Here is a 26,005-nt window from a genome sequence, read left to right as displayed (position 1 = left end):
GATGGTGGCACCACCGCACGCCCCGCATCCACTGCTGACGGTCGACGATCTCGTCGTCTCGTTCGACGGCCCGCTCGGCACCTACCGTGCGCTCAACGGTGTCTCGTTCCAGGTCGGCGCGGGCGAGACACTGGCCATCCTGGGGGAGTCCGGGTCCGGCAAGTCGGTCACCGTCCGCGCGGTGATGGCGCTGCTGCCCCGGCACAGCGCGACGATCGAACGCGGCACCATCCGGTACGACGGCGAGGAGCTGTCCGCGCTGCCGGTACGGCGTACCCGCGAGTTGTCCGCCACCGAGATGGCGATGGTCTTCCAGGACTCGTTGACCGCGCTCAACCCGGTCGTCCGGGTCGGCCAGCAGATCGCCGAACTGTTCCGGGTCCGGCAGCGCACCTCGCGCCGGGAGGCGTGGCGGCGCGCGGTCGCCGGCCTGGAGCGGGTCGGCATCCCGAACGCGGCCCGCCGGGCACACGACTACCCGCACCAGTTCTCCGGCGGGATGCGGCAACGGGTGGTGATCGCGATGGCCCTCGCGCTGCGGCCCCGGCTGCTCATCGCCGACGAGCCGACCACCGCGCTGGACGTGACCGTCCAGGCGCAGATCATGGACCTGCTGCGCGAACTGCGCGAGGCCGACGGGATGGCGATGATCCTCATCACCCACGACCTCGGGGTGGTCGCCGACGTGGCCGACCGGGTCGCGGTCATGTACGCCGGCACGGTCGTCGAGTCGGGTCCGCTGCGCACCGTGTACGACGCCCCGGCCCACCCGTACACCCGGGGGTTGATGGCCTCGGTCCCCGCACCGGACCGCCCCGGCGAGCGGCTGACGCCGATCGAGGGGATGCCGCCCTCGCCCCTGGCGACGCCAGCCGGCTGCCCGTTCCACCCACGGTGCCCCGTCGCCCGGGCGGCCTGCCGCACCGACCGGCCGGTGCTGCGGGTCGTCGCCACCGGCCACGAGGCGGCCTGCCACTACGCCGAGGAGGTGATGGCCGGTGTCGACGTCCGAGGCGCGGCTTGAGGTCAGACAGCTACGGGTCAGCTATCCGGTCCGGGGCGGCCTGCTGCGCCGGGCGGCGGAGGTGCACGCCGTGGAACGGCTCAGCCTGACCGTCACCGCCGGCCGCACCCTGGGGCTGGTCGGTGAGTCCGGCTGCGGCAAGTCGACCCTGGCCCGGGCCATCGTCGGCCTGCGCCGACCGACCGGTGGCGAGATCTGGTACGCCGGCGAGCGGGTCGACGACGCCGACGCGGCCCGCCGACGCCGGTTGACCACCCAGATCCAGATGGTCTACCAGGACCCGTACTCGTCGCTGAACCCGCGCAAGAAGGTGTCCTTCATCGTCACCGAGGGCTGGCGGGTGCACCGCGGTCAGGTGCCGCGCGACCAGTGGACGGACCGGACGGCCGAGCTGCTGGCCCGGGTCGGGCTCGCCGCCGAACTGGCCGACCGCTATCCGCACCAGTTGTCCGGCGGCCAACGCCAGCGGGTCGGCATCGCCCGTGCCCTGGCCATGTCGCCGCGGATCCTGGTCTGCGACGAGCCGGTGAGCGCGCTGGACGTGTCGGTCCAGGCGCAGACCCTCAACCTGCTCGCCGACCTGCGCGCGGAGCTGGGCCTGGGCTACCTGTTCATCGCGCACGACCTGTCGGTCGTCCGGCACATCAGCGACGACCTCGCGGTGATGTACCTGGGCCGGATCGTGGAGACCGGACCGGCCGCGACGGTGTACGGGGCCCCGGCCCACCCGTACACCCGGGCGCTGATCTCGGCGGCCCCGGTGCCCCGCCCCTGGGCGTCGCCACCGGCCGAGCGGATCCTGCTCACCGGTGAGGTGCCGTCGCCGGCCTCGCCGCCGTCCGGTTGCCGGTTCCGGACCCGGTGCGGGCTCGCCCAGCCGCGTTGCGCCGAGGTCGAACCGGAACTACGCACGGTCGCCGGGCGCGAGGTCGCCTGCCACTACGCCGAGTCCAGCCTGGCCGACGGCGGGCCACCGGTCACGGCGGTGACCCGATGAGCGGCACCGACCCCGTACGGGTCGGCGTCGACCTCGGCCAGGGCGGCTGCCGCGCGGTGGCCCGGCACGGCCGCTCCACCGGACACGCCGCTGCCCCGGGTTTCTGGACCGGGGACCCCGACGCCCGGATCGCCGACGCGGTGGCCGGCGCGCTGGCCGACCTGGGCCCGGTGCCCGACGCCCCGGTGCTGGTCGGGGTCGGCATGACCGGCCTCAACGGCCAGCCGCCGGCAGTCGGCGCACTGGCAGCCCGGCTGCGTGCCCTGGGCCGGCACGGCCGCCTGCGGGTCACCGACGACAGCGTGACCGCGTACCTGGGTGCGCTCGGTCCGGTCCCCGGCGCGGTCGTGGCCGCCGGCACCGGGACGGTGGTCCTCGCGGCCGATGCCACGGGCCGTACCGCCCGCGCCGACGGGTGGGGTGCCGACCTCGGCGACCGGGGGTCGGGCCACTGGATCGGCCGTGCCGCGATCCGGCTCGCCCTGCGGGACCGGGACCGGGGCGTACCCGGCCCACTGGCCGACGCGGTGACCGCCGCCTGGGGCCCGGTCGAGACGCTGCCGGCCCGTTGGCGTGCCGACCCACCCACCCCGGAACGGATCGCGGGGTTCGCCGGCACGGTCGCCGAACTGGCCCGCGCGGGTGACGACGGTGCCCGACGGATCTGGTGCCGGGCCGGCGAACTGCTCGCCGAGTCGGCGGTCGGGGCGCTGCACCGGGTCGGGCTCGAAACGACCCCGGTGCCGGTCGCCGGGACCGGCGGGGTCTTCCGCGCCGAGGATCTGCTGTGGCCGTCGTTCACCGCGGGCCTACGCGCCGGTGCCCCTGCCGCCCGGCCGGCACCGGCCGCCGGGGACCCGCTCGCCGGCGCGCTGGCCCTGACCGACGGGCCGGGCGTCCCTTTCCCGTTCACCGGACTCATCGTCCAGATCGACATCGAAGCAAAGGCAGAACACCGATGAACGTGGCCGACGCCATCCGTGGACGCCTGGTCGTCTCGTGCCAGGCCCAGGACCGTAGTCCGTTCACGGACACCGGGCACATGATGGCGATGGCGGCTGCGGCCGTGCTCGGCGGTGCCGCCGGGCTGCGGGGCCAGGGAGTGGCCCACGTGCGGGGCATGGTCGACCTGGGGGTGCCGGTGGTCGGACTGGTCAAGCGGAGCACCCCCGGCAGCCCGGTCTACATCACCCCGGGCGAGGCCGACGTGACCGCACTGACCCGGGCCGGGGCGCAGATCGTCGCGGCCGACGCCACCGGTCGACCCCGGCCCGGCGGGGAGAAACTGGCCGACCTCGTCGCGGCGGCCCACACCGGCGGAGCCCTGTTCATGGCTGACGTCGACACCCTGGATGCCGCCCTGGCCGCGGTCGATGCCGGCGCCGACCTGGTCGGCACGACGCTGTCCGGCTACACCGCCGGCCCGGTGCCGGACGGGCCGGACGTCGCCCTGGTGGGCAGGCTCAGTCGACATTGTCCCGTTCCGGTCATCGCGGAGGGGCGATACCGTACCCGTACCCAGGTCTCGGCGGCGTTCGACGAGGGCGCGTGGGCAGTCGTCGTCGGCACCGCCATCTCGGACCCGGTCAACACCACGCGCAGGTTCGCGCAGGCCTGCCCGCATCCCCGGTTGGATTCGTGATGACCACCAAACTGAGCCAGATCCGTACCGAACTCCGGCACCGCGTCGCGGGCCTGCCGGCGCACTCGGCGCTGCCCCGCGAGCGGGACCTCGCCGAGGAGTTGGGCGTCAGCCGGACGACACTGCGCCAGGCGCTGCGCGAACTGCTCGACGCCGGCCTGGTCTACACCATCCGTGGCCAGGGCACCTTCGTCTCCGACACCCGGATCGCCAAGGGCACCAGTCTCAGCGGGTTCACCGAGGACATGCTGGCCCGTGGCCTGCTCCCGAGCAGCAAGTTGATCGAGGCGGACGCGATGGTCGCCCGCGACGCGGCAGCCACCGACCTCGGCCTGCCCGAGGGGTCACTGCTCTACCGGGTGGAGCGGCTGCGGCTGGCCGACGGCTCGCCGATGTGCCTGGAAGAGGTGCACCTGCCGGCCGACCTGTTCCCCGGGCTGCTCGTGGAGAACCTCGACAACGGGCTCTACGAGACCATGAAGGACCGATACCACATCCAGGTCACCGTGGCCCAGCAGATGATCGCCGCCGTCGTACCGTCCCGGCGGCAGTGCGAACTGCTGGAGATCCCGCCCTCGGCGGCCCTGCTGGAGGTACGCCGGATCGGCTACGACGGACGCGGCCGGGCCGTCGAACGCGCGGTGTCGCTCTACCGGGGCGACCGCTACCACTTCTCCCTGACCGCACGACGAGGCGAGGCCGACTGATGCCCACCACCACGGCCGAGCAGCACACCGACGTCCTGGTCGTCGGCGGGGGCGTGGGCGGGATCGCCGCCGCGCTGGCCGCCTGCGAGGGCGGCGCCCGGGTCACCGTCGTCGAGCCGTACGGGTGGATCGGCGGGCAGCTCACCTCGCAGGCGGTGCCGCCGGACGAGCACCCCTGGATCGAGACACACGGCTCGACGGCCAGCTACCGCCGGTTCCGGCAGGCGGTGCGCGACCACTACCGGAGCTGGTATCCGCTGGCGTCCGACGGGTCCGCCCGACCGCTCAACCCGGGCAACGGTTGGGTCAGCCCGCTGTGTCACGAACCCCGGGTGGCACTCGCCGTGCTCCAGGCCATGATCGCCCCCTGGCGCGCGGCCGGGCGGCTCACCGTGCACACCCGGGCGCAGGTCGAACGGGCCTGGACCGACGGGGACACGGTGACCGCCCTGGCCGTCCGACTCGCCGACGGCACGGTCCGCCACCTCGGCGCCAGCCTGGTCCTGGAGGCGAGCGAGACCGGTGAGCTGCTGGCCCTGGCCGGCATCGAGCACCGCACCGGCACCGAGTCGCAGGCACAGACCGGCGAACCGAGCGCTCCGGACCGGCCCGCACCGCTGAACATGCAGGCGGCCACGGTCTGTTTCGCCCTCGAACACGTCGACGGCGACCACACCGTGGACCGGCCGGCGGACTACGACCACTGGCGGACCCGGACCGCACCCGGCTGGCCGGGCCCGCTGTTCAGCTGGACCTATCCCGATCCGCGGACCGGCCGACCGGTCACCGGCCGGTTCCTCCCCAACCCACGCTCCACGGCGGCGTCGATGGAGGAGGGGCTGATCGCGCCGGAGTTGTGGACGTACCGGCGGATCCTCGACCGGCAGGCGTTCCGGCCCGGCCTGTTCCGCAGTGACGTGACGCTGGTCAACTGGCCGATGACCGACTACCTGGACGGGCCGTTGTTCGACGTACCGGACGCCGCGCGGCACGTCCGGCGGGCCAAGGAGGTCAGCCACGCGTTCCTGTACTGGATGCAGACCGAGGCGCCCCGCCCGGATGGCGGCACCGGCTTTCCCGGTCTGCGGCTGCGCCCCGACGTGACCGGCACCGCGGACGGCTTCGCGCAGGCACCGTACATCCGGGAGGCCCGCCGGCTGGTGGCGGTGACCACGCCCACCGAGCAGGACCTGTCGGTCGCGGTACGCGGCGCCGCCGGTGCGGTCGGCTATCCCGACACGGTCGGCACCGGTCACTACCGCATCGATCTGCACCCGACGACCGGCGGCGACGGTTACCTCGACGTGGCGGCGCACCCGTTCGAGATCCCGCTCGGCGCGTTGCTGCCCGAGCGGGTCACCAACGTGATCGCCGCCGGCAAGGCCGTCGGCACCACCCACATCACCAACGGCTGTTACCGGGTGCACCCGGCCGAGTGGTCGATCGGTGAGGCCGCCGGCGCGCTGGCCGCCTACTGCCTGGACCGGCAGACCTCGCCGCACGGGGTCCGCGACAGTGCCAAGGCCCTTGAGGACTTCCAGTCCGCGCTGACGCGGCGGGGGGTCGACCTGCGCTGGCCGACGGCCACGGCAGTCGCCCCGGGGCCGGTGGGGGGCGACACCCTGCCGAGTTGACGGTCCGGGTGTCGTCGGGCGGCGGCAGTCGGACGGTCGGCCCGGCGCGGGCCTACCTGGCGGACGCCGTACCGACGGGCCGTGGGCGGGGTGCCGCAGCCCGGCCGCGCGCCCCCGACTCGGCTGACGGCCCGCCGGCCGGGGAACGCGAAGCGGGACCGGCCGACCCGCGTCGCCGTGGCCGACGACACGGGTCAGGGCCGGTCCCTGACCTGTCCTGGACGGACGACCCGCGCCCGTCCAGGACAGTCGGTGCTCAGGAGGCGGTGCAGACCGGGGTCAGGCCGCTGGTGGCCCCGGTGCCCTGGAAACCGAACTCCGTGTACTGGCCGGCGTTGACCGTGCCGTTGTAGTTGACGTTGCTGAACTGCACGCTGCCGCTGGTGCCGGTGCGGTCGGCGTTCCAGACGCTGGTCACCGTGGCGCCCGACGGCAGGGTGAGCTGGACGTTCCAGCCGCGGATCGGTGCGGTGCCGGCGGTGACCCGTACGGTGGCGACGAAGCCGCCGGTCCACGAGTTCAGCGAGACCGTCGCCGTGCAGCCGGTGGTCGGCGGCGGGGTGGTCGGCGGCGGGGTCGTCGGCGGCGGCGTGGTCGGCGGCGGCGTGGTGGGCGGCGGCGTGGTCGGCGGCGGGGTGGTGGGCGGCGGCGTGGTGGGCGGCGGGGTCGTCGGCGTGCTGCCCCGGCCCTTGTTCAGCTCGTCGAGGACCGCGTGGTAGGCGGCCTTCTTCTGGTAACTGCCGTTGCTGCCGGTGAACAGCAGGCCCCGCTCGGAGGAGCGCCACGACTCGCTGTCGGAGATGCCCCAGACCGTGATGCCGGTGCACTTCGCGACGTTCAGACAGGCCCGGACGACCTTGCGGTAGTTCTCCGCCTGGCCCGCGCCGATGTCGTTGTTGCTCAGGTCGTCGTCGATGTCCACCTCGGAGAGGTGCACCTCGACGCCGAGGTCGGCGAAGCGCTGGATGTTGGCCTGCAGGTCGTTGGTGATGATGCTGTTCGGGTTGTCGTTGAAGTGCGACTGGAACCCGACGCAGTCGATGTACTGCCGGTAGGTGCGGACGATGTCGTACAGCGCGTTGGCCTTGCGGTTCGGACCGCCGCCCTTGACGGTCAGGCCCTCGACGTCGTAGTCGTTGATGCAGAGCTTGGTGGAGAACCCGCCGGCCTGCACGACCTGCTTGGCCCGGATGAACGAGTCCCGGATGACGTCGGTGTCGCCGGCGTCGAAGAAGTCACCGTCACCGTTGGCGTCCCGGTTCATGGTGTGCGGCCACTGGTTGCGGCGGCGGCCGGTGTTGTTGTCCTCCAGCGACTCGTTGACCACGTCCCAGTAGGCGATCTTGCTGCCCCAGCGGTTGATGGCGTTGCCGATGAAGGTGTTCAGCGTGGACTGGCTGGCACCCTGGAGCGCGCCGGCCTGCGAGTGCCACACCAACGTGTGTCCCCGGACCACCATGTTGTTGCTCTGCGCGTGGTTGACCAGTTGGTCCGCGCCGCTGGTGTTCTGCAGCCCACCGCTCGACGTGGCGATCCGGTCGGGCTTCATGTCGTTCTCGGGGGTCAGTTGGCTGAATTCCTGACCGAGGATCGGGTAGAGCCGGTTGGGCGAGGACGCGGTGCCGAAGAACAACCCGGCCTTGGTGGCGGCGGCGCGCAGCGTGGTCTCGGCCGCGGCGGCCGGGGTGATGGACTGGACGGTCACGGCACCCCCGACCAGCATCAACACCGCCGCTGGCAAGGCTATTCTGCTGACTCTCATTCGCTGCCTCAGGCTGCTGCTCACGGGCCCTCCTCGCTGCATGACGCCAATAATCGATGCATGTGTATGCCTATCGAAGGGTCAGTATCGATACCTGCCGACCGGACTGTCAACAACTTTCGGAAATGTTCCGGAAACCTTTTCCGGTGCCCGGGACGGACAGAAGTCGGGTTCTCGCAGGTGGATGAGGGGGGGTCGCACGTCACCGCCAGGACGGCTCGCAGGAGGGGCCACCGTGGATGCGGCGGGCAGCGAAACATTCGAAACCCGGGCAGGTCGCTGGTCAGGCGGCGGGAAAGCCGCTGGACAGGCCACCGGCCGGGCGCGTACTTTGCTGCTGCCCGTGACACCGCACGAGGAGGTGAGACCCATGAACGCCGTACCGACGTGGGTGCTCCCTCTTTCCGTCGCGGTCGGGTGACCGAGGCAGCTGTCGCCCGGGAGCGCCCCACCCACCAGGCTCTCCCGAAAGGCACTCCCTGTGCATCCGTCGCAGTTCACCACCACCACGTCCGCCGGCCCGGCCGCGCCCCTCCCCGTCGGGGACACCGCCCCCGGCTCTCCGCCCCCGGCCGGCACCGACCGGCCACCCCGGGACGCCGACGTGATCATTGCCGGCTGTGGGCCCACCGGCGCGATGCTGGCCGCCGAACTGCGGCTGCACGACGTGCGGGTGCTCGTCCTGGAGCGGGACACCGAGCCCTCGTCGATGGTGCGCATCGTCGGCCTGCACGTCCGCAGCGTCGAGCTGATGGCCATGCGCGGTCTGCTCACGCGCCTGCACGAACGCGGCCGGCGACGACCGGCCGCCGGCTTCTTCGCCGCGATCGCCGCACCCGCGCCCGCCGATCTGGACACCGCCCACCCCTACCTGCTGGGCATCCCGCAGCCGGTCGTCGTGCAACTGCTCGAAGAGCACGCGATCGACCTGGGGGCGCAGATCCGCCATGGTGCGACGGTGGTCGGCCTCGGGCAGGACGCCGAGGAGGTGACCGTCACGCTGGCCGACGGGCACCACCTGCGGGCCCGCTATCTCGTCGGCTGCGACGGCGGGCGCAGCACGGTGCGCAAGCTGCTCGGTGTCGGCTTCCCCGGCGAGCCCGCACGCACCGAGACGCTGATGGGGGAGCTGGCGGTCGGCATGTCGCCGCAGGAGATCACGGCCACCCTGGCCGGGCTCGGGGAGGTCGACAGACGGTTCAGCCTGACCCCCTTCGGCGTCGGGAACTGGCGCGTCGTGGTCCCCGCCGCCGGGGTCACCGACCGCGCCGTACCGCCCACCATCGCCGAGGTCCGGCAGCGGTTACGCGACGTCGCCGGCACCGACTTCGGGGCGCACTCCCCACGGTGGCTGTCCCGCTTCGGCGACGCCACCCGGCTGGCCGACGCGTACCGGGTGGGGCGGGTGCTGCTGGCCGGCGACGCGGCGCACATCCATCCGCCCATCGGCGGGCAGGGCCTCAACCTGGGTGTGCAGGACGCGGTCAACCTGGGCTGGAAACTGGCCGCCCAGGTCCGCGGCTGGGCACCGGACCCCCTGCTGGACACCTACCAGGCGGAACGTCGTCCGGTCGCCGCGGACGTGCTGGACAACACCCGCGCCCAGACGGAGCTGCTCTCCACCGGACCCGGCCCGGAGGCCGTCCGCAGGCTGCTCACCGAACTGATGGCCTTCGACGCGGTGAACCGCCACCTGATCGAGAAGATCACCGCGATCGGCGTCCGCTACGACTTCGGTGCGGGGCCCGACCTGCTCGGCCGGCGGCTGCGCGACATCGACGTGCGGTCGGGCCGCCTCTACGACCTGCTGCGCCACGGCCGGGGCCTGCTGTTGGACCGCACCGGACGGCTCGGCGTCGCCGGCTGGGCCGACCGGGTCGACCACCTCCCCGACCCCACGGCGGCGCTGGACGCCCCGGCCGTCCTGCTGCGCCCCGACGGCCACGTCGCCTGGATCGGCGACGACCAACCCGACCTGGACGACCAGCTGAGCCGCTGGTTCGGCAGACCCACCACCTGACCCCGGCCGCACCGCCCGGTCAGCGGGTGTCGTGCCGGGAACACCCCGGCACGACACCGGGGACGCGCTGGCCACGGGCGGTCGGGTGAGCCGACCGAGTAGGGATACTCAGGTACGCCCCGCACCCGGCCTCAGGACTCGGCGCGGCGGCGCGGACAGAGTGTTCCGCATGGCCGAGCTACCGCACCGCCCCCTCGCACTGCGTACCGTCGAATCGCCGTTGCCGGCCGTGGTGGCGCACGGCCGGCAGGTCGTCCTGGGCGCCCTCGGCCGCGCGGTGGCCGGGTTGGGTCGGCTCGCCGGTCGCCATCCCGCCGGCTGGCGCTGGACGGCGCGCCGGCACCACCCGGTGCTGGACGGGCTGGCCGCCGCGCACGCCCGAGCGGTGTGCGCGCGGGCCGCCCGCCAGGTCCCCGCCTACCGGGCCTTCCTGCGGGCCCGCCCGACGGGCGTGCGCCGCCGGCTCGTCGACTTCCCGGAGACCGACAAGGCCAGCTACGTCACGGCCCACGACGCCGCCGCGCGCTGCCGGCACGGGCGGTTCCCCACCCGGGGGGTGGTGGTCGACGAGTCGGCCGGCTCGGCCGGGCAGCCGTTCAACTGGCCCCGCAGCGACCGGGAACTGCGCGCCGTGCACCGGGACATCGCCGGCTACACCGGGCTGGTCTTCCCGATGCGCCGGCCGTTCGTCATCAACGCCTACTCGATGGGCGCCTGGGCGACCGGGACGACGACCGGTGCGGCGATGGCCCGGATCGCGGTGGTGAAGAACACCGGCCCGGACCTCGGGAAGATCATCGACACGCTGCGGGAGTTCGGACCCGACTTCGACTACCTGGTGACCGCCTATCCGCCGTTCCTCAAGCACCTGCGGGACCGGCTCGACGCCGAGGGTTTCCCCTGGTCGCGCTACCGCGTCTCCGCCAGCTGCGGCGGCGAGGGGATGACCGAGGCGCTGCGCGACTACCTGGAGCAGCGCTTCACGCTCGTCCGGTCCGCGTACGGGGCGTCGGACCTGAGCATCGGCATCGGTGCGGAGACCCGGTTCACGGTGTGGCTGCGCAGGCGGCTGCAGACCGACCGCGGGCTGCGGGCGGCGCTGCTCGGCGTCGACGAGCAACGGCTGCCGATGGTGTTCCAGTACAACCCGTTCGCCACCTACCTGGAGACCAACGAACGACGGGAACTGGTCTGCACGGTCACCGGCGGTGACGTGCTCCAGCCCCGGCTGCGGTACAACGTCGGGGACGAGGCGCTGCTCGTGTCGTACCAGCGGGTCGTCGAGCTGGTGTGCGCCGACCCGGTACGCCGGGCCGAGCTGCGCACCGCGGTCTGCGCCGAGCGGATGACCCTGCCGCTGCTGCTGCTCTTCGGCCGCAGCGACTCCACCATCTCCTACCTCGGCGCGAACCTCTACCCGCAGGACGTCGAGTACGGCCTCTACGTCGGCAACCCGTACGCCCCCGAGATCAGCCGGTTCTGTCTCGCCCTGGTCGAGGACACGGCGCTGGAGACCCGACCGGTGATCCACCTGGAACTGCGCCGCCCACTGGCCGCCCCGCAACGCGACGCGCTCGCCGACGCGTGCCGCCGGGGCGTGCGCCGACACCTGACCTCGGTCTCCCGGGACTTCGCCCAGTCCCTGGTGGAGGACTCGACCGCCGGGGACCTGCGGGTGGAGCTGCACGCACCCGGCACCGGCCCGTTCGCCGGGCAACAGAAGATCAAGAACAGCTACCTGGTGAGGTGACCATGCGTACCCGTGACTTCTCCCGAGCCCCCGCGCAGGCCCGTGCCGGCGCCATGTTCATCGGCGGCACCCGCTACGCCAACCCGCTGGTGCTGCTGCGGCTCGCCCCGTCCTGGTTCCGGATGGTCCGCGACCTGCGCCGGATGAAGGGCTACTGCTGGCACACGGTCTACTGGCAGTTCCCGTTGACGCTGGGCACCATCGCGTTCTTCACCGACCGCGACGCGATGCTGCGCTTCGCCCGGACCCGACACCACCGCCGGCTGATGATCTGGCTGACTGACGGCACCCGCAACGCCACCGCCGGTTTCATCCGCCTCTACACCGCCGCCCCGGACGGCTACTCCAACGGCGCCTGGCGGGCCGAAGGCCCCGAGCTGGGGCACATCGACACCTTCACCCCGCTGGGCACGGAGACGACCGGGCCGGCGGTCCGCCGATGAGCGCGCCCGACCACCGGTTCGAGCGGGTCACCGACCGGCGCGGCCTGCGGCGGTTCCTGGCCTTCGGCGACCGGCTGTACGCCGGCGAGCCGCGTCACGTGCCCGTACCACGACAGCAGATCCGGCGCTGGTGGCGGGCCGGCGTGCCGCTCTACCTACTGCGTGACGCCGCCGGCACGGTGGTCGGCCGGACCACCCTGCACACCGACGCGGACTTCGACGCCAAGCTCGGCCGCCGGTGCCAGCTCTTCGGGCTCACCGAGTTCACCGAGCCGGCCGCGCAGCCGCTGTTCGACGCGATCTCCGCACACGCCGACACCGACCGGGACCTGCTGTTCGGCCCGGTGGCGCTGCTGCCCAACCAGGCCGGCGGGGTGATCACCTCCGGGCACGCCGAGCGGGGCTTCGTCGACAGCGCCTGGAACCCGCCGTGGTACGCGACCGCCTACGAGGCGTACGGGTTCAGCCGCCGGTTCGAGTCCGACACCTGGATCTGCCCGGTGCCCGCCCCGCCGGAGCCGACCCCACCGGTCGACGTCGACCCGGACGGCGCGCGGATCGCGCTGCACCGGGGCGACGTCCGACGCCTCGACGAGCAGCTCGACCTGCTGCGCGGGATGCTCAACGCCTCCTTCGCCCAGCTCGGCTACTACACGCCGATCTCCGCCGCGCAACTGCGGCGGCAGACCGACGGGCTGGCCTATCTGCTGGACGAGTCGTTGCTGCTCTACCTGACCCGCGACGACCGCCCGGTGGCGTTCGTGCTCTGCGTGCCCGACATCAGCGAGTTCCTGGTCGCCGTCCGGGGAGACCTGCACCTGGTCAACCAGGCGCGGCTGCTGGCCGCCCGCCGCCGGTACCGGCGGGAGGCGGTGCTGATCGTCAAGGGGGTGGTCCCACCGCACCAGGGCCGGGGCTACCAACGACTGCTCGCCGCGCACCTGCACCGCAACCTGCACACCGCCGGATACACCACGCTGCGCAGCACGTACGTGGAGCGGGACAACGCCGCGTCGGCGGCCCAGTACCGGCGGCTCGGCGGTCGCCCGCTGCACGGCTACACCTTCTACGCCAAGGAGCGCTAGGTGGACCTCGACGCGTTCCGCGCGCTCGAACCGTGGTGCTGGCGGGCCCCGAGCGCACACAACACCCAACCCTGGCGGCTGCGCCACGAGCCCGACGCGATCCAGATCGGCTGGGACCCCGCCCGCACCCTGCCGGCCGCCGACCCCACCGGCCGGGACCTGCGGCTGTCCCTGGGCGCGTTCGTCGAGACCTGCCTGATCGTCGCGGCCGACGCCGGACTGCGCCTGGAGTACGCCGCCGACCACGACGAACGGCACCGCCGGGTGGGGTGGCTGCGGCCCGCCCCGGACCGCTACCCGACACCGTTTCGCACCACCGACGTGTGGGAACGCCGGACCGACCGGGGCCACCTCGCCGGGGGCGTGGACCAGGACACGCTGGCGGCGGTGGACGCGGTCGCCCGACAGGCCGGTGGCAGCGTACGAACCGTGCCGGACGCCGGCCGGCTCGGGGCCCTGCTGCGCGCCGCCGACCGCCGGCTCTATGCGGACCCGCCGGTCGTCGCCGAGCTGCGGCGCTGGCTGCGGCTGGACCCGGCGCACCCGGACTACCGCGCCGACGGGCTCACCGACCGGTGTCTCGGGCTGTCCCGCCCCGCCGCCGCCGGGCTGCGGGTCGCGCTGGCCGGATACCCGGCACTGCGCCCGCTGGGCCTGCCGAGGCTGCTCGCCGCCGCCGCTGGTGACCCGCTCGCCCACGGCGGCACCGTGCTCGTGCTGGTCGCCCCGGAACAGCTCGACGAGCCCGGACAGGTCGACTTCGGTCGGGTGCTGCTGCGCAACTGGCTGGTCCTGCACACGGCGGGGCTGGCGGCACATCCGCTGAGCCAGCTCATCGACGTCCCCGCCACCCGGACGGTGCTCGGCGCGCTGCTCGGCGTCGCGCCGCAGCGCCTGCTGCACGTCGCCCGGGTGGGCCGGCCCACCCGGCCCGCACCCCGGTCGGCCCGCCGGGTCGTCGGCGCGCGGGCCTGACCACGGTACGGTCCGCCCGGCAGCCCGGGTCACTGTCCGGTTGCCGACCGCGCATCCTCGCCGGCCGGCGTACGGTGGCCGCGCCGGCTCGCCGTCGAGGGTGCGCCCGCCGACGCCCGGCTGCACGCCGTCGCCGAGGAGCCCGTCACCACCCGGACCATCGCTGAGTCGCCCATCTTCCCGGCATCCCGCCGCCGGGGATGCCGGCCGGGCGCGGGGCCCGGTCGTCAGACCGGACCGGACCGCCGGGGAGCGCGACCGCCGACCTGGACGAAGTGGAAGCCTTCGACGACCACCCGGGGGTCGTCGAAGGCCCGGATCGTCGCGGCGAGGTCGGCGTCGGTCAACCCGTGGGCCAGGAGACCGTCGCGCAGTTGCGGGATGCCGGCCCGCAGTAGCCGGCAACCCGGATCGCCGCCGCGCCAGCGGCCCGTCGTGGTGTGGGACCCGATCTCGACCAGGCCGGCCGCCGCGAAGACCTCGGGCGCCCGCTGCGCCCAGGTGAGGTCGAGGCCGCTGGCGACGAGAGTTGCCGTGTGGGCCGCCAGGTAACGGGTCAACAGGTCGGCGGTCGTCTCGTCCGGCGCCGACGAGACGAAGTCTCCGGGCGGGAGCGCGAACTCACCGATGAGCAGCGTGCCGCCGGGTGCCAGGGCGGCCACCATCCGGCGGAGGGCGTCCTCGCGGCGGGGCAGGTGGCCGAGGAGCAGGCGGGCGTGCACCAGGTCGAAGGCGCCCGGCGGCTGGTCGGTGACGATGTCCTGGCGGCGCACGACGAGCCGGGGGTGCGTCGGGATGTGCTGCGGGGCGACGTCGGTGGCGACCACCTCGGCCGCCCGGTCGGCCAGCCACACCGCGATGCTGCCCGCGCCGGCGGCCACCTCGAGGCACCGCCTGCCGGTCAGGTCACCCCACTGCCCGAGCGCGGCCCGGGTCGGCTCGTCCAGCAGGTCGGCCAGCGCGTCGTGGTGCTCGCCCGCCTGGTCGCTCGCATTGTCGAACGCGTAGCCCCTCGTGCTCACCCCACCATCCTGCCGGAAATCCGGGCACCGTTGCGCCCCGGTCCGTGGTCGGTCCGCGTCCGCGGGCGGGGCCTCGACGCCCCAGCTTCCACTCAGTGAAAGCCCCCGTCCCGGTCCTGGGCGTGGGACGGGATGATTCGGCTCCATCGATGTTCGCCCGGCGGGAGGTCGTTCGGATGGAGTTCGCCCGTGACCAGTGGTATGTGGCGGCCCACGGCGGTGAGGTCGGCCGGGACCTGCTCGCCCGGACGGTGCTCGGCGAACCCCTGGTGCTGTACCGCACCGGAGCCGGGGAGGCGGTGGCGCTCGCCGACCGGTGTGTGCACCGGCGCTACCCGCTGTCGGAGAGCCGGCGCGACGGGGACACGATCGTCTGCGGCTACCACGGCTTCACCTACGACCCGACCGGCACCTGCGTCTTCGTACCCGGTCAGCAGCGGATTCCGCGCACCGCGCGGGTCGCGGCCTACCCGGTGGTGGAACAGGACTCCCTCGTCTGGGTCTGGATCGGCGACCGGGACCGGGCCGACCCGGCCACGATCCCCCGCGCGCCCTGGCTGGCCGACCCCCGGTACGCGGTGGTCCGCGGCATGGCCCCGCTGGACGCGCGGTACGGCCTGCTGGTGGACAACCTGATGGACCTGTCCCACGAGACCTACCTGCACGGCGGCTACATCGGCACACCGGAGGTGGCGAACACCCCGATCACCACCGAGGTGGACGAGGAACGGGGCATCGTGCACGTCCGCCGGCACATGGACGACGCCGAGTGCCCGCCGTTCTATGCCCGCTCGACCGGCATCCAGGGCCGGATCACCCGCTGGCAGGACATCGAGTACCACCCGCCCTGCCTCTATCTGCTGCACAGCCGGATCGCGCCGCAGGGCGTCTATCCGCCGGTCGACGGGGAGGACAGCGACGCCTTCCACGCCGAGATCGTCTACGCCATCACCCCGTCCACCGCGCACACCACGTACGACTTCTGGGCGGTGGCGCGCGACTTCGCGGTCGATGACGAGTCGGTCAGCGACTACCTGCACCAGAGCAACCACACCGTGGTGATGCAGGACGTGGCGGCGCTCAACATCCTGGAGCGGGTGATCGCGGCCGAGCCGGAGCGGTACCAGGAGTTGAGCATCAACATCGACACCGGTGGGCTGGCCGCCCGGCGGCTGCTGGCCCGGCTGGTCGGGTCGGGGACGGCGGGAGCGCCGCGGTGACCTCCCGGGCCGGCGGGCGCAGCGGCGACCGGGTCTACCGGGTGCACTGGGTGCCGGGCACCGACATCCTGCGCGGGACCTGCCACTGTGGCGCGGAGCGCCTCGCCGACGAGCCGGTGGCGTTGTGGGAGTGGCTGCTCGGCCACCCGCAGGGCCACGCGGCGGCGGCCGTGCCGCCGGCCGGGCCGCCCGACCGGCTGGCGGTGCCGGCGTGACCGGCGACGAGCTGGCCGGGACGGAGTTGACGGTGGTGGCCCGGGAACAGGTGGCGGCGGAGGTCGTCGCACTCAGCCTGGCCCGCCCCGACGGTGGTGACCTGCCCGGGTGGAGCCCGGGCGCGCACGTCGACCTGGCGCTGGGCCCGGGGCTGGTCCGCCAGTACTCCCTCTGCGGCGACCCGGCGGACCGGTCCGTGCTGCGGATCGCGGTGCAGCGTGAACCGGACGGGCGCGGCGGCTCCCGGTGGGCGCACGGGCGGCTCACTGTCGGGGTCACCGTCCGGGTGCACGGGCCCCGCAACACCTTCCCGCTGGTCGCGGCCCGGCGGTACCTCTTCGTGGCCGGCGGCATCGGGATCACCCCGATCCACCCGATGGTCGCTGCGGCCGACGCCGCCGACGCCGACTGGCGACTGGCGTACGGGGGACGCAGCCGCGCCACCATGGCCTTCGCCACGCCCCTGCGGGAGCGGTACGGCGACCGGGTGCGCCTCTGTCCGCAGGACGAGACCGGGCTGCTCGACCTGGCCGGGTTGCTGGGCCGGCCCGGCGACGGCCTCGTCTACTGCTGCGGCCCGGAATCCCTGGTCCGGGCGGTGGAGGAACACTGTGCCGACTGGCCGCCCGGCCGACTGCACGTCGAGCGGTTCGCCCCTCGGGGCGACACGGGGGAGCCGGAGACGGCGATCGAGGTCGAACTGGCGCTCTCCGGGCGGACGGTGACCGTGCCGCCGGGCATCCCGATCCTGCGGGCGGTGGAGGAGGCCGGGGTGCCGGTCCTGTCGTCCTGTCGGGAGGGCACCTGCGGCACCTGCGAGACCCCGGTGCTCGCCGGGGTGCCGGAGCACCGCGACAGCCTGCTCACCGCGCAGGAGCGGGCCGCCGGGGACACCATAATGATCTGTGTCTCCCGGGCCCGGACGCCGCGGCTCGTCCTGGAGCTGTGACCGGCCGGCGCGGGCGGGGAGGATGGCGGGATGCGTGGGCAACCGGGACGGTCGGTGACCAGCAGGGTGCTGGCGCTGCTCGACGCGTTCAGCCCGGCGAGCCCGGCCCTGACGCTGAGCGAGCTGGCCCGTCGCGCCGGGTTGCCGCTGTCCACCGTGCACCGCAGGGCGGCCGAACTGCTCGCCTGGGGGGCGCTGGAGCGCGGCGTCGACGGGCGGTACCGGATCGGCCTGCGGTTGTGGGAGGTGGGTTCGCTGGCACCGCGGGGGCTGGGGTTGCGGGAGGTGGCCCTCCCGGTGATGGAGGACCTGTACGAGGTGACCCACGAGAACGTGCAGCTCGCCGTCCGGCAGGATCTCGAACTCGTCTTCATCGAACGGATCGCCGGGCGGCACGCGGTGCCGGTGCTGACCCGGGTGGGTGGCCGCTTCGCCCTGCACGCCACCGGCGTCGGACTGGTCCTGCTCGCCCACGCGCCGGTCGGGGTGCAGGAGCGGGTGTTGGCCGCGCCGTTGGAGCGGTACACCGACCTGACCGTCACCGACCCGGGGCGGCTGCGCCGTTGTCTCGCCGAGGTGCGCCGGGTGGGGTACGCGGTCAGCGACCGTCAGGTCACCCTGGACGCGCTGTCGGTGGCCGCGCCGATCCGTGCCCCGGAGGGGGTGGTGGCGGCGCTGTCGTTGGTGGTCGCCCACGACCGGGCGGACCCGGTGGCGCTGGCCCCGCTGGTGCAGGCTGCGGGCCGGGTGCTGTCCCGGGCGCTGGGCGGCGCGCACCGGTGACCACCGGGTGGGCGCGGTCGTGGTGGTCAGTCGGGGAAGGCCAGCAGCCGCAGCAGGTGGGCCAGCCGCTCGTGGTCCCGGGGCGTCATGCTGGCCAGCGAGTCGAGCCCCACGGCGCGGACGGCGTCCTGGGCGCGGGCGAACAGGGCCCGCCCGGCCTCGGTGGCGACGAGGACGTTCGCCCGGCGGTCGGCGGGGTCGGCGTGCCGCTCGACCAGGTGGCGCTGCTCCAGCCCGTCGATGAGGGCGACGACCTGGCTGGGGTCGAGGTGCAGGAACTCGGCGAGTTCCCGCTGGGTCGGGCGGACCTCGTCGGCGGCCAGGGCGAGCACCGAGTAGGAACGGGCCTTCAGGCCGTGCGGGGCGAGGGCGGTGTTCGCCGCCGCGAGCGCGCGCGCGTTGGCGCGGGCCAGCAGGAAGCTCAGGTCGCCGGCGAGCACGCTGTCCCGCAGCCGGTCGCGTCCGGTCGACCGGGTCCGTTCGGCGGGGGCCATGGCGACGATGGTAGCAAGGTTCCTGAATAATTGACATTCTCAACGGTTCGTGCTCAGATCGCATCGACGAAAGGGAGTGCCCATGTCACTGGACGGCAAAGTCGCCATCGTCACCGGGTCCGGACGCGGCCTCGGCCTGGCCTACGCCCGGGAGTTGGCGCGGCGGGGCGCCTCCGTCGTGGTCAACGACATCGACGCGCGCGCCACGGCCGACGCGGTGGCGGCGATCGAGGCGTCCGGCGGCCGGGCCGTCGCGGTGACCGCACCCGTCGGCCCGACCGAGACCGCCAAGGAACTCGTCAGCACAGCGGTCGCGCACTTCGGCCGGCTGGACATCCTCGTCACCAACGCCGGTGTCCTGCGCGACACCGTGTTGTGGAAGATGACCGACGACGACTTCGACACTGTCGTCGACGTGCACCTGCGCGGCACGTTCACCTGCGTACGCGAGGCGGTGCAGCACATGCGGCAGGCCGGCGGCGGCGGACGGATCATCTGCATCGGTTCACCCACCGGTCAGCGGGGCACCTTCGGCCAGACCAACTACGCGGCGGCCAAGGCCGGCATCGTCGGCATGGTCCGGACCTGGGCGCTGGAGTTGAAGCGGGCCGGCATCACCGCCAACACCGTCGTCCCGGTCGCCGCCACCGCGATGACCGCCACCGTCCCCTACTTCGCCGCGGCGGTGCGGGCCGAGGCGGACGGCGAACCGATGCCCGCGTTCTTCCGGCACGACCTCGGGTTCGGCACCGCCGCCGACGTGGCCGGTCTGGTCGCGTTCCTCGCCTCCGACGCGGCGGCCCAGGTGACCGGGCAGGTGCTCGGGGTGGGGGGTGACCGCCTCCAGATCTGGACCCACCCGGAGGCGGCGTTGACCGCGTACCGCGAGGGCGGCTGGACCTACGACGCGTTGCGGGAGGCCTGGCCGACGACGTTCGACGGGGCCGCGCAGAGCGTCGGTGAGCGCTTCCCGGAACTCCCCGTCCGGTTCCAGCCGGCGACCCCCTGACCCGGCCGACCGGCACCTGATCGACGAGACCGTCCGCCCGACCCGCCGGATCGGACCCGCCTGACGGAGGCTGCCACCCATGTACCGGCCCGCGATCGACCTCGACGCCGTCACCGCGATCGACATGCACGTGCACATCGAGGTCGACGACCACGGTCACGCCTCGCTGCCCGCACCGCTGGTGGCGGCCGTGTCGAAGTACTTCCGGACGGACGGTCCCCGGCCCGCCGTCGACGCGGTGGCGCGCTACTACCGCGAGCGCGACATGGCCGCCGTCGTCTTCACCGTGGACGCGGGCACCCAACTGAAGCACCCGCCGCTGTCCAGCGTCGATATCGCCCGCGCCGCGGCCGACCACGCCGACGTCCTCATCCCCTTCGGGTCGGTCGACCCACGCACCGGCGGGGCGGCCCTCGACCTGGCCGCCCGGCTGATCGAGCAGGAGGGGGTACGCGGCTTCAAGTTCCACCCCACCGTGCAGGGCTTCGACCCCAGCCACGACGAGTACGCGCCGCTGTGGGCCCTGATCGCGCGGGCCGGGCTCCCGGTGATCTTCCACACCGGGCAGACCGGCATCGGCGCGGGCCTGCCCGGCGGCTACGGCCTGCGGCTCGGCCTGTCCAACCCGATGCTGCTCGACCCGGTCGCGGCCGACTTCCCCGACCTGCAGATCGTCATGGCCCACCCGTCGGTGCCCTGGCAGGACGAGGCGCTGTCGGTGGCCACGCACAAGCCCAACACCTGGATCGACCTGTCCGGCTGGAGCCCGAAGTACTTCCCGGCCGAGCTGGTGCGCCACGCCAACTCCGTGCTCAAGCGCCGGGTGCTCTTCGGCACCGACTACCCGCTGCTCACCCCCGAGCGGTGGCTGCGCGACGTGGCGGCCACGGACCTCAGACCGGACGTGCTCCCGGGGATCCTCAAGGACAACGCGGCCCGCCTGCTGGGCCTCGCTCGGGAACGACGAGAGGAAGCGCCATGACGACGACCATCACCTACGAGCAACTCGCCGACCTCGCCGGCACCGATCTGGGACACACCGGATACCGGACGGTCACCCAGGACCAGGTGAACCTGTTCGCCGACGCCACGGACGACCACCAGTGGATCCACGTCGATCCGGAACGGGCGAAGGCCGGCCCGTTCGGCGCGCCGGTCGCGCACGGCTTCCTCACCCTGTCCCTGGCGGTGCCGTTCTGGACCGAACTGCTGGAGGTCAAGGGCGTGTCCACCAAGGTGAACTACGGCCTCGACCGGGTGCGGTTCCCCGCGCCGGTGGCGGTCGGGGCGCGGGTGCGGATGCGGGCCACCGTCGCCGAGGTGGTCGAGGTCCGGGGCGGCTACCAGCTCACCGTCGACCAGACCATCGAGATCGAGGGGGCGACCAAGCCGGCGGTCGTCGCGCGCGGGTTGTACCGCTTCCACGCCTGAGCCGGGCCGGGTGGCCCACCACCCCCACCACCAGGAGGCTGCTGATGCACCAGCACGGAATCGGCGCCTGGGTGGCCCGGCGTCGGCTCAGGTCCCCGGACAAGATCGCCCTCATCCACGGCGCGGGCGCGACCGTGACGTACGCGCAGTTCGCCGACGCCGTGGACCGGGTGTCGGCGGTGCTGCGGGAGCACGGGGTCGGGGCCGGCGACGCCGTCGCCTACCTGGGTGAGAACAGTCCGGAGTTCCTTCAGGTGATGTTCGGGGCGGCACAGGTCGGTGCCGTCTTCGTGCCGGTGAACACCCGGCTCGCACCCCCCGAGGTCGGCTACGTCCTGGCGGACTGCGCCGCCCGGGTGCTGATCCACGACCCGGACTTCGCGACGCCGGTGGCCGCCGCCCTGCCGGCCGCCCGGCCCCCGCACGTCGTCGTCACCGGCGAGGGCACCCCGGACCGGCCGGGGCTGGCCCACCTGACCCGGACCGTCGAGCCCGGGTGCACCGGTCAGGTCGACATCGGCCCGCAGGACCCGGCGGCGATCGTCTACACCTCGGGCACGACCGGCCGGGCCAAGGGTGCCGTGCTGACCCACGGCAACCTCACCTGGGTCGCCCTCAACTGTGTGGTCGACTACGACGTCGTCTCGACCGACGTGGCGCTGATGATCTCGCCGCTGTTCCACGTCGCCTCGCTGGGGATGGGGGCGCTGCCCGTCATCCTCAAGGGCGCCACGATGGTCGTCGAGAAGGGCTTCGAGCCGGGTCGGGCGCTCGCCCAGATCGCCCGGCACGGGGTCACCATGCTCAGCGGCGTGCCGACCACGTACCAGTTGATGGCCGACCATCCCGACTGGCCCTCGACCGACCTGTCGACCCTGGCGAAGCTCACCTGCGGCGGCTCCGCGGTGCCGGCCCGCATCCTGCACGCGTACGAGGAACGGGGTCTGTCGTTCTCCCAGGGGTACGGCATGACCGAGGCGGCGCCGGGGGCGACCGCGCTGCCCCCGGCGATGACGAGGGCCAAGCAGGGCAGCGTCGGCCTGCCGCACTTCTTCACCGACGTGCGGATCACCGACCCGGCCGGGGTGGTGCTGCCGGCCGGTGAGATCGGTCAGATCGAGGTGGCCGGGCCCAACGTCTTCCCCGGCTACCACGGTCTGCCGGCGGCGACCGCCGAGGCGTTCACGGTCGACGGGTGGTTCCGTTCCGGCGACCTGGGGCGCCTGGACGCCGACGGCTACCTCTACGTTTCCGGCCGGCTCAAGGACATGATCATCTCGGGCGGTGAGAACATCTACCCGGCCGAACTCGAACTGCTGCTCGGCGAGATCGACGGAGTCGTCTCGGCAGCCGTGATCGGGGTGCCCGACGACCGCTGGGGTGAGGTGCCGTGGGCGATCGTGACCGTACGGGAGGGGGCGGCCGTGGACACCGACGCCGTGCGGGCACACCTGGACGGCAGGATCGCCCGCTACAAGCTGCCCAAGAACGTGGTCATCGTGGACGAGTTGCCGCGGACCGCGTCGGGGAAGGTGCGGAAGGCCGAGTTGCGGGCGCGTTTCGCCGGCTGACCGTGGGCCGGGCCGCGACGAGCGCGGCGAACTCCGCCGCGGACGCCTCGGCCAGCCTCCGGTGTGCCTGACGGTAGGTCTGCACCGACCGGGCGGCCGGCCACTGCGCGTCCATGAACTCGGCCGGCAGCCTCGGGTCGGCCCGCAACAGCGCGAGCCAGTCCGCCACCAGCATCGTCCGCACGGTCAGGGCGCTCGCCGCCGTCGGCGTGGCCGGCTCGGCCCACTCCTCGATGAACGCGAGGTGCTCGCGCCGGATCGCCTCGATGTCCCACGCGGCGCGGACGCTCTCGCCGATCGGGAAGCCGGCGAGTTCACGGGCGTGGAAGGCGACCACGGCGTGCGGCGCGAGGTCCTGCCGCAGCGGCTCCAACGACCCGGCCAGGTCGACCTCGCCGGGTGCCAGCCAGAGCCCGTCGCGGATCGGCGCGAAGCCCTCCCAGGTGAGGGTGGAGCGCAGCCGGTGCCGCAGCGTCCGCTGCCCCTCCGGGATAGAGAAGGTGACCAGGGTCCACCCGCTGCCCTGCGGGTCGAACGGCCTCGGCCCGCGCACCCGGTACGTCGCCTCACGCAGCACCGCCGCCCCGTGCTCGGTCAGCGAGAACAGGGTCTCCCGGCCGCTGCGGCCCCGGGCGAGGACGCCGCTGCGGACGAGCCGGTCGAGGGTGGCCCGGGTCGCCGGGGCGGCCACCCCCGCACCCTCCAGCACGGTGATCAGCACACTCGCCCGGATCGGCCCGGTGTCGCCGTCGACGACGTGCTCGCCGAAGAAGGCCAGCACCAGTTGCTTCGGCTGACGCCTACCCACAGTCATCCCCTCCGACGGGTGTGTCGCCCGGCGCGGTCACGGCGCGGGCCGCGCGGCCACATTCTGCCCGCGCTTGGCCCGCTGGATCTCGCCGTAGACGTGCGTGCGCAGGTGGGTGAAGCGGGGCAGGGCGCGGGTGCTGATCTGGTCGCGTTCCGCCGGCAGATCGATCGCGAGATCCTCCCGGACCCGGGTCGGCGACTGGGACAACACCAGGACCCGCTGGCCGAGGTAGACCGACTCGTCGATGTCGTGGGTGACGAACAGGACCGAGATCCGGCGACGGGCGTGCAGCTCACGGACCAGGTCCTCCAGGTCGGCCCGGGTCTGCGCGTCCACCGCGGCGAACGGCTCGTCCATGATCAGCACCTCGGGCTGGTAGGCGAGGGCCCGGGCGATCGCCACCCGCTGCTGCATCCCGCCGGAGAGCTGCCAGGGGTGGCTGCGGGCGGCGTGCGCCAGGCCCACCGCGTCGAGCGCGTCGGCGACCAGGGTGTCCCGGTCGGCGCGGGAGAGCTTCTTGTGCCGCAGCGGAAGCTCGACGTTGCCGCGTACCGTCAGCCACGGATAGAGGCTGCGGCCGTACTCCTGGAACACCACGGCCATGGCGGGGCTGGGTCCGGTCACCGGCGCGCCGTGCATCTCGACCACGCCGCTGGTGGGGCGCAGCAGGCCGGCGAGGCACTTCAGCAGGGTGGTCTTGCCGCACCCGGACGGTCCGACGATGCAGACGAGTTCGCCGGCGTCCATCGTGAAGCTGAGGTCCCCGATCGCCTCGACGTCGCCCGTGGGGTGCTCGTAGACCTTGCGTAGCTGCTCCACCCGCAGCAGGGTGCCCCGATCAGGCACGGTGGACCTCCCTGATTCCGTGGTACCAGCGCAGGACGCGCCGTTCGACGAGGCCGAAGGCGACGGCGAGAAGAACGCCGACGAGGCCGAGCAGCAGGATGCCGCTCCACATCTCGGCGATGAGGTAGTTGCGTTGGAAGTAGGCGATCCGGTAGCCGAGCCCGGACGACGAGGCGAACATCTCGGAGATGACCATCAGGATGAGCGCGACCGAGAGGGCCTGCCGGACCCCGGCCATGATCCGGGGGCTGGCGGCGGGGAGCACCAGGAACCACAGCCGCTCCCACCAGGTGACCCGGAACGACCGCGCGGTCTCGGTCATCACGCTGTCCGTGGACCGGACCCCCTCGATCGTGTTGAGCAGGATCGGCCAGACCGCGCCGGAGACGATCACCACGACCTTCATGGTGTCGGTGATGCCGAGCAGGATCATCATCACCGGGATCAGCACCGGCGGCGGGACGGCCCGAAGGAACTCCAGCAGCGGTTCGAGCAGTTCCCGCAGCCACGGGGTCAGGCCGATGACGGTGCCGGCGGCGATGCCGACCACGATCGACGCGGCGGCACCGAGACCGAGGCGGGCGAGGCTCGGCAGCACGTCCTCGACGAACGCGGGCCCGACCCAGGTGTCGACGAAGGCGTCGGCGATGGTGACCGGGTCGGGGAAGAACCGGCTCGTCGCCCTGGTCGCCACCAAGGCCCAGACCACCAGTAGCAGCATCGGCAGCCCGAGCGCGTGCCGCCCGGCCGCCGCGATGCGGGAGCCGACCCCGCGACGGCGCGGCGTGGCGGCGATCCGACCGGGGTACGCGGTCACGGCGTCTGCTCCCCTCGTACCGACTGGTGCCAGGACAGCGTCCGGCGTTCGACGAACCGGAAGACGAGGTTGACCGCCAGCCCGAGCAGGCCGGTGACCACCACGAGGGCGTACAGGCCGACGGCGTCCCCGGCGGACCGGGACAGCTCGATCATGCGGCCGAGACCCGGGTTGCCGATCACCATCTCCGCGGTGATGGCCAGGATCAGCGCCACCGCCGCCGCGAGCCGCAGGCCGGTCATCAGGTACGGCAGGGTGGTCGGCAGGACCAGCTGCGTCCACTGCTCCCGGCGGCGCAGGCCGAAGCTGAGCGCGGTGTCCCGGGCGACCGTGTCGACGTCGGCCACCCCGTAGATCACCTGCACGAACACCTGCCAGAACGACGCGTAGACGATGATGACCAGGGCGGCCTGCCGCTGGATGCCGAACATCAGCACGGCGAGCGGGATGAGGGCCACCGACGGGATGGGGCGCAGGAACTCCACCATCGTGTGGGTCGCGCGCCGCAGGAACGGCACCAGGCCGACGACCGTGCCGAGCCCGACCGCGGCGACCGTCGCCACCGTCAGACCGATCGCCCAGGACGTCATGGTGCTGCCCAGTCGCCGCCAGAACGCCAGGTCGACGAGCTGCTCGGCCAGCCGCGCCAGCACGTCCGTCACGTACGGCAGGTACTGCGGGTCGATCAGGCCCAGGGCGGGGACGGTCTGCCAGACGGCGAGGAACCCGGCCAGGCCGACGACGCCCAGCAGTGCCCTGCGTACCGCGCGCAGGCGTCGGGTGGGGGACGGGCGCAT

General features: G+C 73.4%; 26 protein-coding genes. 19 read left to right on the top strand and 7 right to left on the bottom strand.

Going from position 1 to position 26,005, the window contains the following annotated elements; translation table 11 throughout:
- The first annotated feature begins 1 nt into the window (after nucleotide 1).
- The 6 genes from GA0070216_RS17455 to GA0070216_RS17430 are packed head-to-tail and all read left to right on the top strand — an operon-like array spanning nucleotide 2 to nucleotide 6,004.
- Entirely contained in the window at nucleotides 2-1,024 is a 1,023-nt protein-coding gene (locus GA0070216_RS17455; RefSeq protein ID WP_091247067.1) for an ABC transporter ATP-binding protein, read from the top strand.
- Nucleotides 999-2,021: an ABC transporter ATP-binding protein gene (locus tag GA0070216_RS17450; RefSeq protein ID WP_091247066.1), complete on the top strand. Its 1,023-nt coding sequence runs from the start codon at nucleotides 999-1,001 to the stop codon at nucleotides 2,019-2,021. Before GA0070216_RS17455 ends, GA0070216_RS17450 begins: the two co-directional genes overlap by 26 nt.
- Complete coding sequence (locus GA0070216_RS17445; protein ID WP_091247065.1) at nucleotides 2,018-2,983, top strand: N-acetylglucosamine kinase; 966 nt, start codon at nucleotides 2,018-2,020, stop codon at nucleotides 2,981-2,983. The genes GA0070216_RS17450 and GA0070216_RS17445 overlap by 4 nt, the downstream gene beginning before the upstream one ends.
- On the top strand, nucleotides 2,980-3,663 hold the full coding sequence (locus GA0070216_RS17440) for an N-acetylmannosamine-6-phosphate 2-epimerase (protein WP_091247063.1): 684 nt from the start codon (nucleotides 2,980-2,982) through the stop codon (nucleotides 3,661-3,663). The genes GA0070216_RS17445 and GA0070216_RS17440 overlap by 4 nt, the downstream gene beginning before the upstream one ends.
- On the top strand, nucleotides 3,663-4,370 hold the full coding sequence (locus GA0070216_RS36140) for a GntR family transcriptional regulator (RefSeq protein ID WP_141723122.1): 708 nt from the start codon (nucleotides 3,663-3,665) through the stop codon (nucleotides 4,368-4,370). The genes GA0070216_RS17440 and GA0070216_RS36140 overlap by 1 nt, the downstream gene beginning before the upstream one ends.
- The gene (locus GA0070216_RS17430; RefSeq protein ID WP_091247058.1) at nucleotides 4,370-6,004 is read left to right on the top strand and encodes an FAD-dependent oxidoreductase; all 1,635 of its coding nucleotides are present in this window, start codon (nucleotides 4,370-4,372) and stop codon (nucleotides 6,002-6,004) included. The genes GA0070216_RS36140 and GA0070216_RS17430 overlap by 1 nt, the downstream gene beginning before the upstream one ends.
- 256 nt (nucleotides 6,005-6,260) lie before the next feature.
- Here the strand turns inward: GA0070216_RS17430 and GA0070216_RS17425 are convergent, their stop codons facing one another.
- On the bottom strand, nucleotides 6,261-7,709 hold the full coding sequence (locus GA0070216_RS17425) for an endo-1,4-beta-xylanase (RefSeq protein ID WP_342670753.1): 1,449 nt from the start codon (nucleotides 7,707-7,709) through the stop codon (nucleotides 6,261-6,263).
- A 661-nt stretch (nucleotides 7,710-8,370) separates the two neighbouring features.
- Here GA0070216_RS17425 and GA0070216_RS17420 point away from each other — a divergent pair.
- The 5 genes from GA0070216_RS17420 to GA0070216_RS17400 all read left to right on the top strand — a co-directional run bounded on the left by GA0070216_RS17420 (nucleotide 8,371) and on the right by GA0070216_RS17400 (nucleotide 14,039).
- Complete coding sequence (locus tag GA0070216_RS17420) at nucleotides 8,371-9,786, top strand: FAD-dependent monooxygenase (protein WP_281190446.1); 1,416 nt, start codon at nucleotides 8,371-8,373, stop codon at nucleotides 9,784-9,786.
- Between the two features lie 169 nt (nucleotides 9,787-9,955).
- Nucleotides 9,956-11,536 carry a phenylacetate--CoA ligase family protein gene (locus tag GA0070216_RS17415; RefSeq protein WP_091247052.1) on the top strand — a complete coding sequence of 527 codons (1,581 nt, stop codon included), beginning with the start codon at nucleotides 9,956-9,958 and terminating at the stop codon, nucleotides 11,534-11,536.
- A 2-nt stretch (nucleotides 11,537-11,538) separates the two neighbouring features.
- On the top strand, nucleotides 11,539-11,979 hold the full coding sequence (locus tag GA0070216_RS17410; RefSeq protein WP_091247050.1) for a DUF4188 domain-containing protein: 441 nt from the start codon (nucleotides 11,539-11,541) through the stop codon (nucleotides 11,977-11,979).
- Nucleotides 11,976-13,064: a GNAT family N-acetyltransferase gene (locus tag GA0070216_RS17405; protein WP_091247048.1), complete on the top strand. Its 1,089-nt coding sequence runs from the start codon at nucleotides 11,976-11,978 to the stop codon at nucleotides 13,062-13,064. The genes GA0070216_RS17410 and GA0070216_RS17405 overlap by 4 nt, the downstream gene beginning before the upstream one ends.
- Nucleotides 13,065-14,039: a nitroreductase family protein gene (locus GA0070216_RS17400; RefSeq protein ID WP_091247046.1), complete on the top strand. Its 975-nt coding sequence runs from the start codon at nucleotides 13,065-13,067 to the stop codon at nucleotides 14,037-14,039.
- Between the two features lie 227 nt (nucleotides 14,040-14,266).
- Here the strand turns inward: GA0070216_RS17400 and GA0070216_RS17395 are convergent, their stop codons facing one another.
- Nucleotides 14,267-15,061, bottom strand: coding sequence for a class I SAM-dependent methyltransferase (locus GA0070216_RS17395; RefSeq protein ID WP_176739012.1), 795 nt, complete (start codon nucleotides 15,059-15,061; stop codon nucleotides 14,267-14,269).
- Nucleotides 15,062-15,237: 176 nt separating this feature from the next.
- Between GA0070216_RS17395 and GA0070216_RS17390 the strand changes: the two genes are divergently transcribed.
- From GA0070216_RS17390 to GA0070216_RS17375, 4 genes are read left to right on the top strand one after another with little or no spacing between them, the layout of a single operon-like run.
- A complete protein-coding gene (locus tag GA0070216_RS17390) occupies nucleotides 15,238-16,281 on the top strand; it encodes an aromatic ring-hydroxylating oxygenase subunit alpha (protein ID WP_091247382.1) in 1,044 nt (347 codons plus the stop codon).
- Nucleotides 16,278-16,496, top strand: coding sequence for a hypothetical protein (locus GA0070216_RS17385; protein ID WP_091247043.1), 219 nt, complete (start codon nucleotides 16,278-16,280; stop codon nucleotides 16,494-16,496). The genes GA0070216_RS17390 and GA0070216_RS17385 overlap by 4 nt, the downstream gene beginning before the upstream one ends.
- Nucleotides 16,493-17,446, top strand: a complete 954-nt coding sequence (locus GA0070216_RS17380) for a PDR/VanB family oxidoreductase (protein WP_342670752.1) — start codon at nucleotides 16,493-16,495, stop codon at nucleotides 17,444-17,446. Before GA0070216_RS17385 ends, GA0070216_RS17380 begins: the two co-directional genes overlap by 4 nt.
- A 54-nt stretch (nucleotides 17,447-17,500) precedes the next feature.
- Nucleotides 17,501-18,229, top strand: coding sequence for an IclR family transcriptional regulator (locus GA0070216_RS17375; RefSeq protein WP_245722556.1), 729 nt, complete (start codon nucleotides 17,501-17,503; stop codon nucleotides 18,227-18,229).
- 26 nt (nucleotides 18,230-18,255) lie between these two features.
- Here GA0070216_RS17375 and GA0070216_RS17370 read toward each other — a convergent pair whose 3' ends face one another.
- Nucleotides 18,256-18,723 (bottom strand): MarR family winged helix-turn-helix transcriptional regulator, encoded by a 468-nt coding sequence (locus GA0070216_RS17370; protein ID WP_091247039.1) that lies wholly within the window; start codon nucleotides 18,721-18,723, stop codon nucleotides 18,256-18,258.
- Nucleotides 18,724-18,805: 82 nt separating this feature from the next.
- Between GA0070216_RS17370 and GA0070216_RS17365 the strand changes: the two genes are divergently transcribed.
- The 4 genes from GA0070216_RS17365 to GA0070216_RS17350 all read left to right on the top strand — a co-directional run bounded on the left by GA0070216_RS17365 (nucleotide 18,806) and on the right by GA0070216_RS17350 (nucleotide 22,734).
- A complete protein-coding gene (locus GA0070216_RS17365; RefSeq protein ID WP_091247037.1) occupies nucleotides 18,806-19,732 on the top strand; it encodes an SDR family oxidoreductase in 927 nt (308 codons plus the stop codon).
- A gap of 79 nt (nucleotides 19,733-19,811) precedes the next feature.
- Nucleotides 19,812-20,714: an amidohydrolase family protein gene (locus GA0070216_RS17360; protein WP_091247035.1), complete on the top strand. Its 903-nt coding sequence runs from the start codon at nucleotides 19,812-19,814 to the stop codon at nucleotides 20,712-20,714.
- On the top strand, nucleotides 20,711-21,163 hold the full coding sequence (locus GA0070216_RS17355; protein WP_091247033.1) for a MaoC family dehydratase: 453 nt from the start codon (nucleotides 20,711-20,713) through the stop codon (nucleotides 21,161-21,163). The genes GA0070216_RS17360 and GA0070216_RS17355 overlap by 4 nt, the downstream gene beginning before the upstream one ends.
- Nucleotides 21,164-21,207: 44 nt before the next feature.
- Nucleotides 21,208-22,734, top strand: coding sequence for an acyl-CoA synthetase (locus GA0070216_RS17350; protein WP_091247031.1), 1,527 nt, complete (start codon nucleotides 21,208-21,210; stop codon nucleotides 22,732-22,734).
- On the opposite strand, the gene GA0070216_RS17345 is transcribed toward GA0070216_RS17350, so the two are convergent.
- From GA0070216_RS17345 to GA0070216_RS17330, 4 genes are read right to left on the bottom strand one after another with little or no spacing between them, the layout of a single operon-like run.
- Nucleotides 22,658-23,548: a PaaX family transcriptional regulator gene (locus GA0070216_RS17345; RefSeq protein WP_091247029.1), complete on the bottom strand. Its 891-nt coding sequence runs from the start codon at nucleotides 23,546-23,548 to the stop codon at nucleotides 22,658-22,660. The genes GA0070216_RS17350 and GA0070216_RS17345 overlap by 77 nt on opposite strands.
- Nucleotides 23,549-23,578: 30 nt before the next feature.
- Complete coding sequence (locus GA0070216_RS17340) at nucleotides 23,579-24,391, bottom strand: ABC transporter ATP-binding protein (RefSeq protein WP_091247028.1); 813 nt, start codon at nucleotides 24,389-24,391, stop codon at nucleotides 23,579-23,581.
- Nucleotides 24,384-25,208, bottom strand: a complete 825-nt coding sequence (locus GA0070216_RS17335) for an ABC transporter permease (RefSeq protein ID WP_245722555.1) — start codon at nucleotides 25,206-25,208, stop codon at nucleotides 24,384-24,386. The genes GA0070216_RS17340 and GA0070216_RS17335 overlap by 8 nt, the downstream gene beginning before the upstream one ends.
- Nucleotides 25,205-26,005, bottom strand: a complete 801-nt coding sequence (locus GA0070216_RS17330) for an ABC transporter permease (RefSeq protein ID WP_091247026.1) — start codon at nucleotides 26,003-26,005, stop codon at nucleotides 25,205-25,207. The genes GA0070216_RS17335 and GA0070216_RS17330 overlap by 4 nt, the downstream gene beginning before the upstream one ends.

The organism is Micromonospora matsumotoense (assembly GCF_900091525.1).
GTDB classification, from domain to species: Bacteria; Actinomycetota; Actinomycetes; order Mycobacteriales; family Micromonosporaceae; genus Micromonospora; species Micromonospora matsumotoensis.
Note: the sequence above shows the minus strand (reverse complement) of the source record. Positions and strands in the feature narration are given on the sequence as shown.

Coding starts and splice junctions, on each gene's coding strand:
- GA0070216_RS17455 (WP_091247067.1), top strand. CDS start 2: ATGGTGGCACCACCGCACGCCCCGCATCCACTGCTGACGGTCGACGAT.
- GA0070216_RS17445 (WP_091247065.1), top strand. CDS start 2,018: ATGAGCGGCACCGACCCCGTACGGGTCGGCGTCGACCTCGGCCAGGGC.
- GA0070216_RS17440 (WP_091247063.1), top strand. CDS start 2,980: ATGAACGTGGCCGACGCCATCCGTGGACGCCTGGTCGTCTCGTGCCAG.
- GA0070216_RS36140 (WP_141723122.1), top strand. CDS start 3,663: ATGACCACCAAACTGAGCCAGATCCGTACCGAACTCCGGCACCGCGTC.
- GA0070216_RS17430 (WP_091247058.1), top strand. CDS start 4,370: ATGCCCACCACCACGGCCGAGCAGCACACCGACGTCCTGGTCGTCGGC.
- GA0070216_RS17415 (WP_091247052.1), top strand. CDS start 9,956: ATGGCCGAGCTACCGCACCGCCCCCTCGCACTGCGTACCGTCGAATCG.
- GA0070216_RS17410 (WP_091247050.1), top strand. CDS start 11,539: ATGCGTACCCGTGACTTCTCCCGAGCCCCCGCGCAGGCCCGTGCCGGC.
- GA0070216_RS17405 (WP_091247048.1), top strand. CDS start 11,976: ATGAGCGCGCCCGACCACCGGTTCGAGCGGGTCACCGACCGGCGCGGC.
- GA0070216_RS17390 (WP_091247382.1), top strand. CDS start 15,238: ATGGAGTTCGCCCGTGACCAGTGGTATGTGGCGGCCCACGGCGGTGAG.
- GA0070216_RS17370 (WP_091247039.1), bottom strand. CDS start 18,723: ATGGCCCCCGCCGAACGGACCCGGTCGACCGGACGCGACCGGCTGCGG.
- GA0070216_RS17365 (WP_091247037.1), top strand. CDS start 18,806: ATGTCACTGGACGGCAAAGTCGCCATCGTCACCGGGTCCGGACGCGGC.
- GA0070216_RS17360 (WP_091247035.1), top strand. CDS start 19,812: ATGTACCGGCCCGCGATCGACCTCGACGCCGTCACCGCGATCGACATG.
- GA0070216_RS17355 (WP_091247033.1), top strand. CDS start 20,711: ATGACGACGACCATCACCTACGAGCAACTCGCCGACCTCGCCGGCACC.
- GA0070216_RS17350 (WP_091247031.1), top strand. CDS start 21,208: ATGCACCAGCACGGAATCGGCGCCTGGGTGGCCCGGCGTCGGCTCAGG.
- GA0070216_RS17345 (WP_091247029.1), bottom strand. CDS start 23,548: ATGACTGTGGGTAGGCGTCAGCCGAAGCAACTGGTGCTGGCCTTCTTC.
- GA0070216_RS17330 (WP_091247026.1), bottom strand. CDS start 26,005: ATGCGCCCGTCCCCCACCCGACGCCTGCGCGCGGTACGCAGGGCACTG.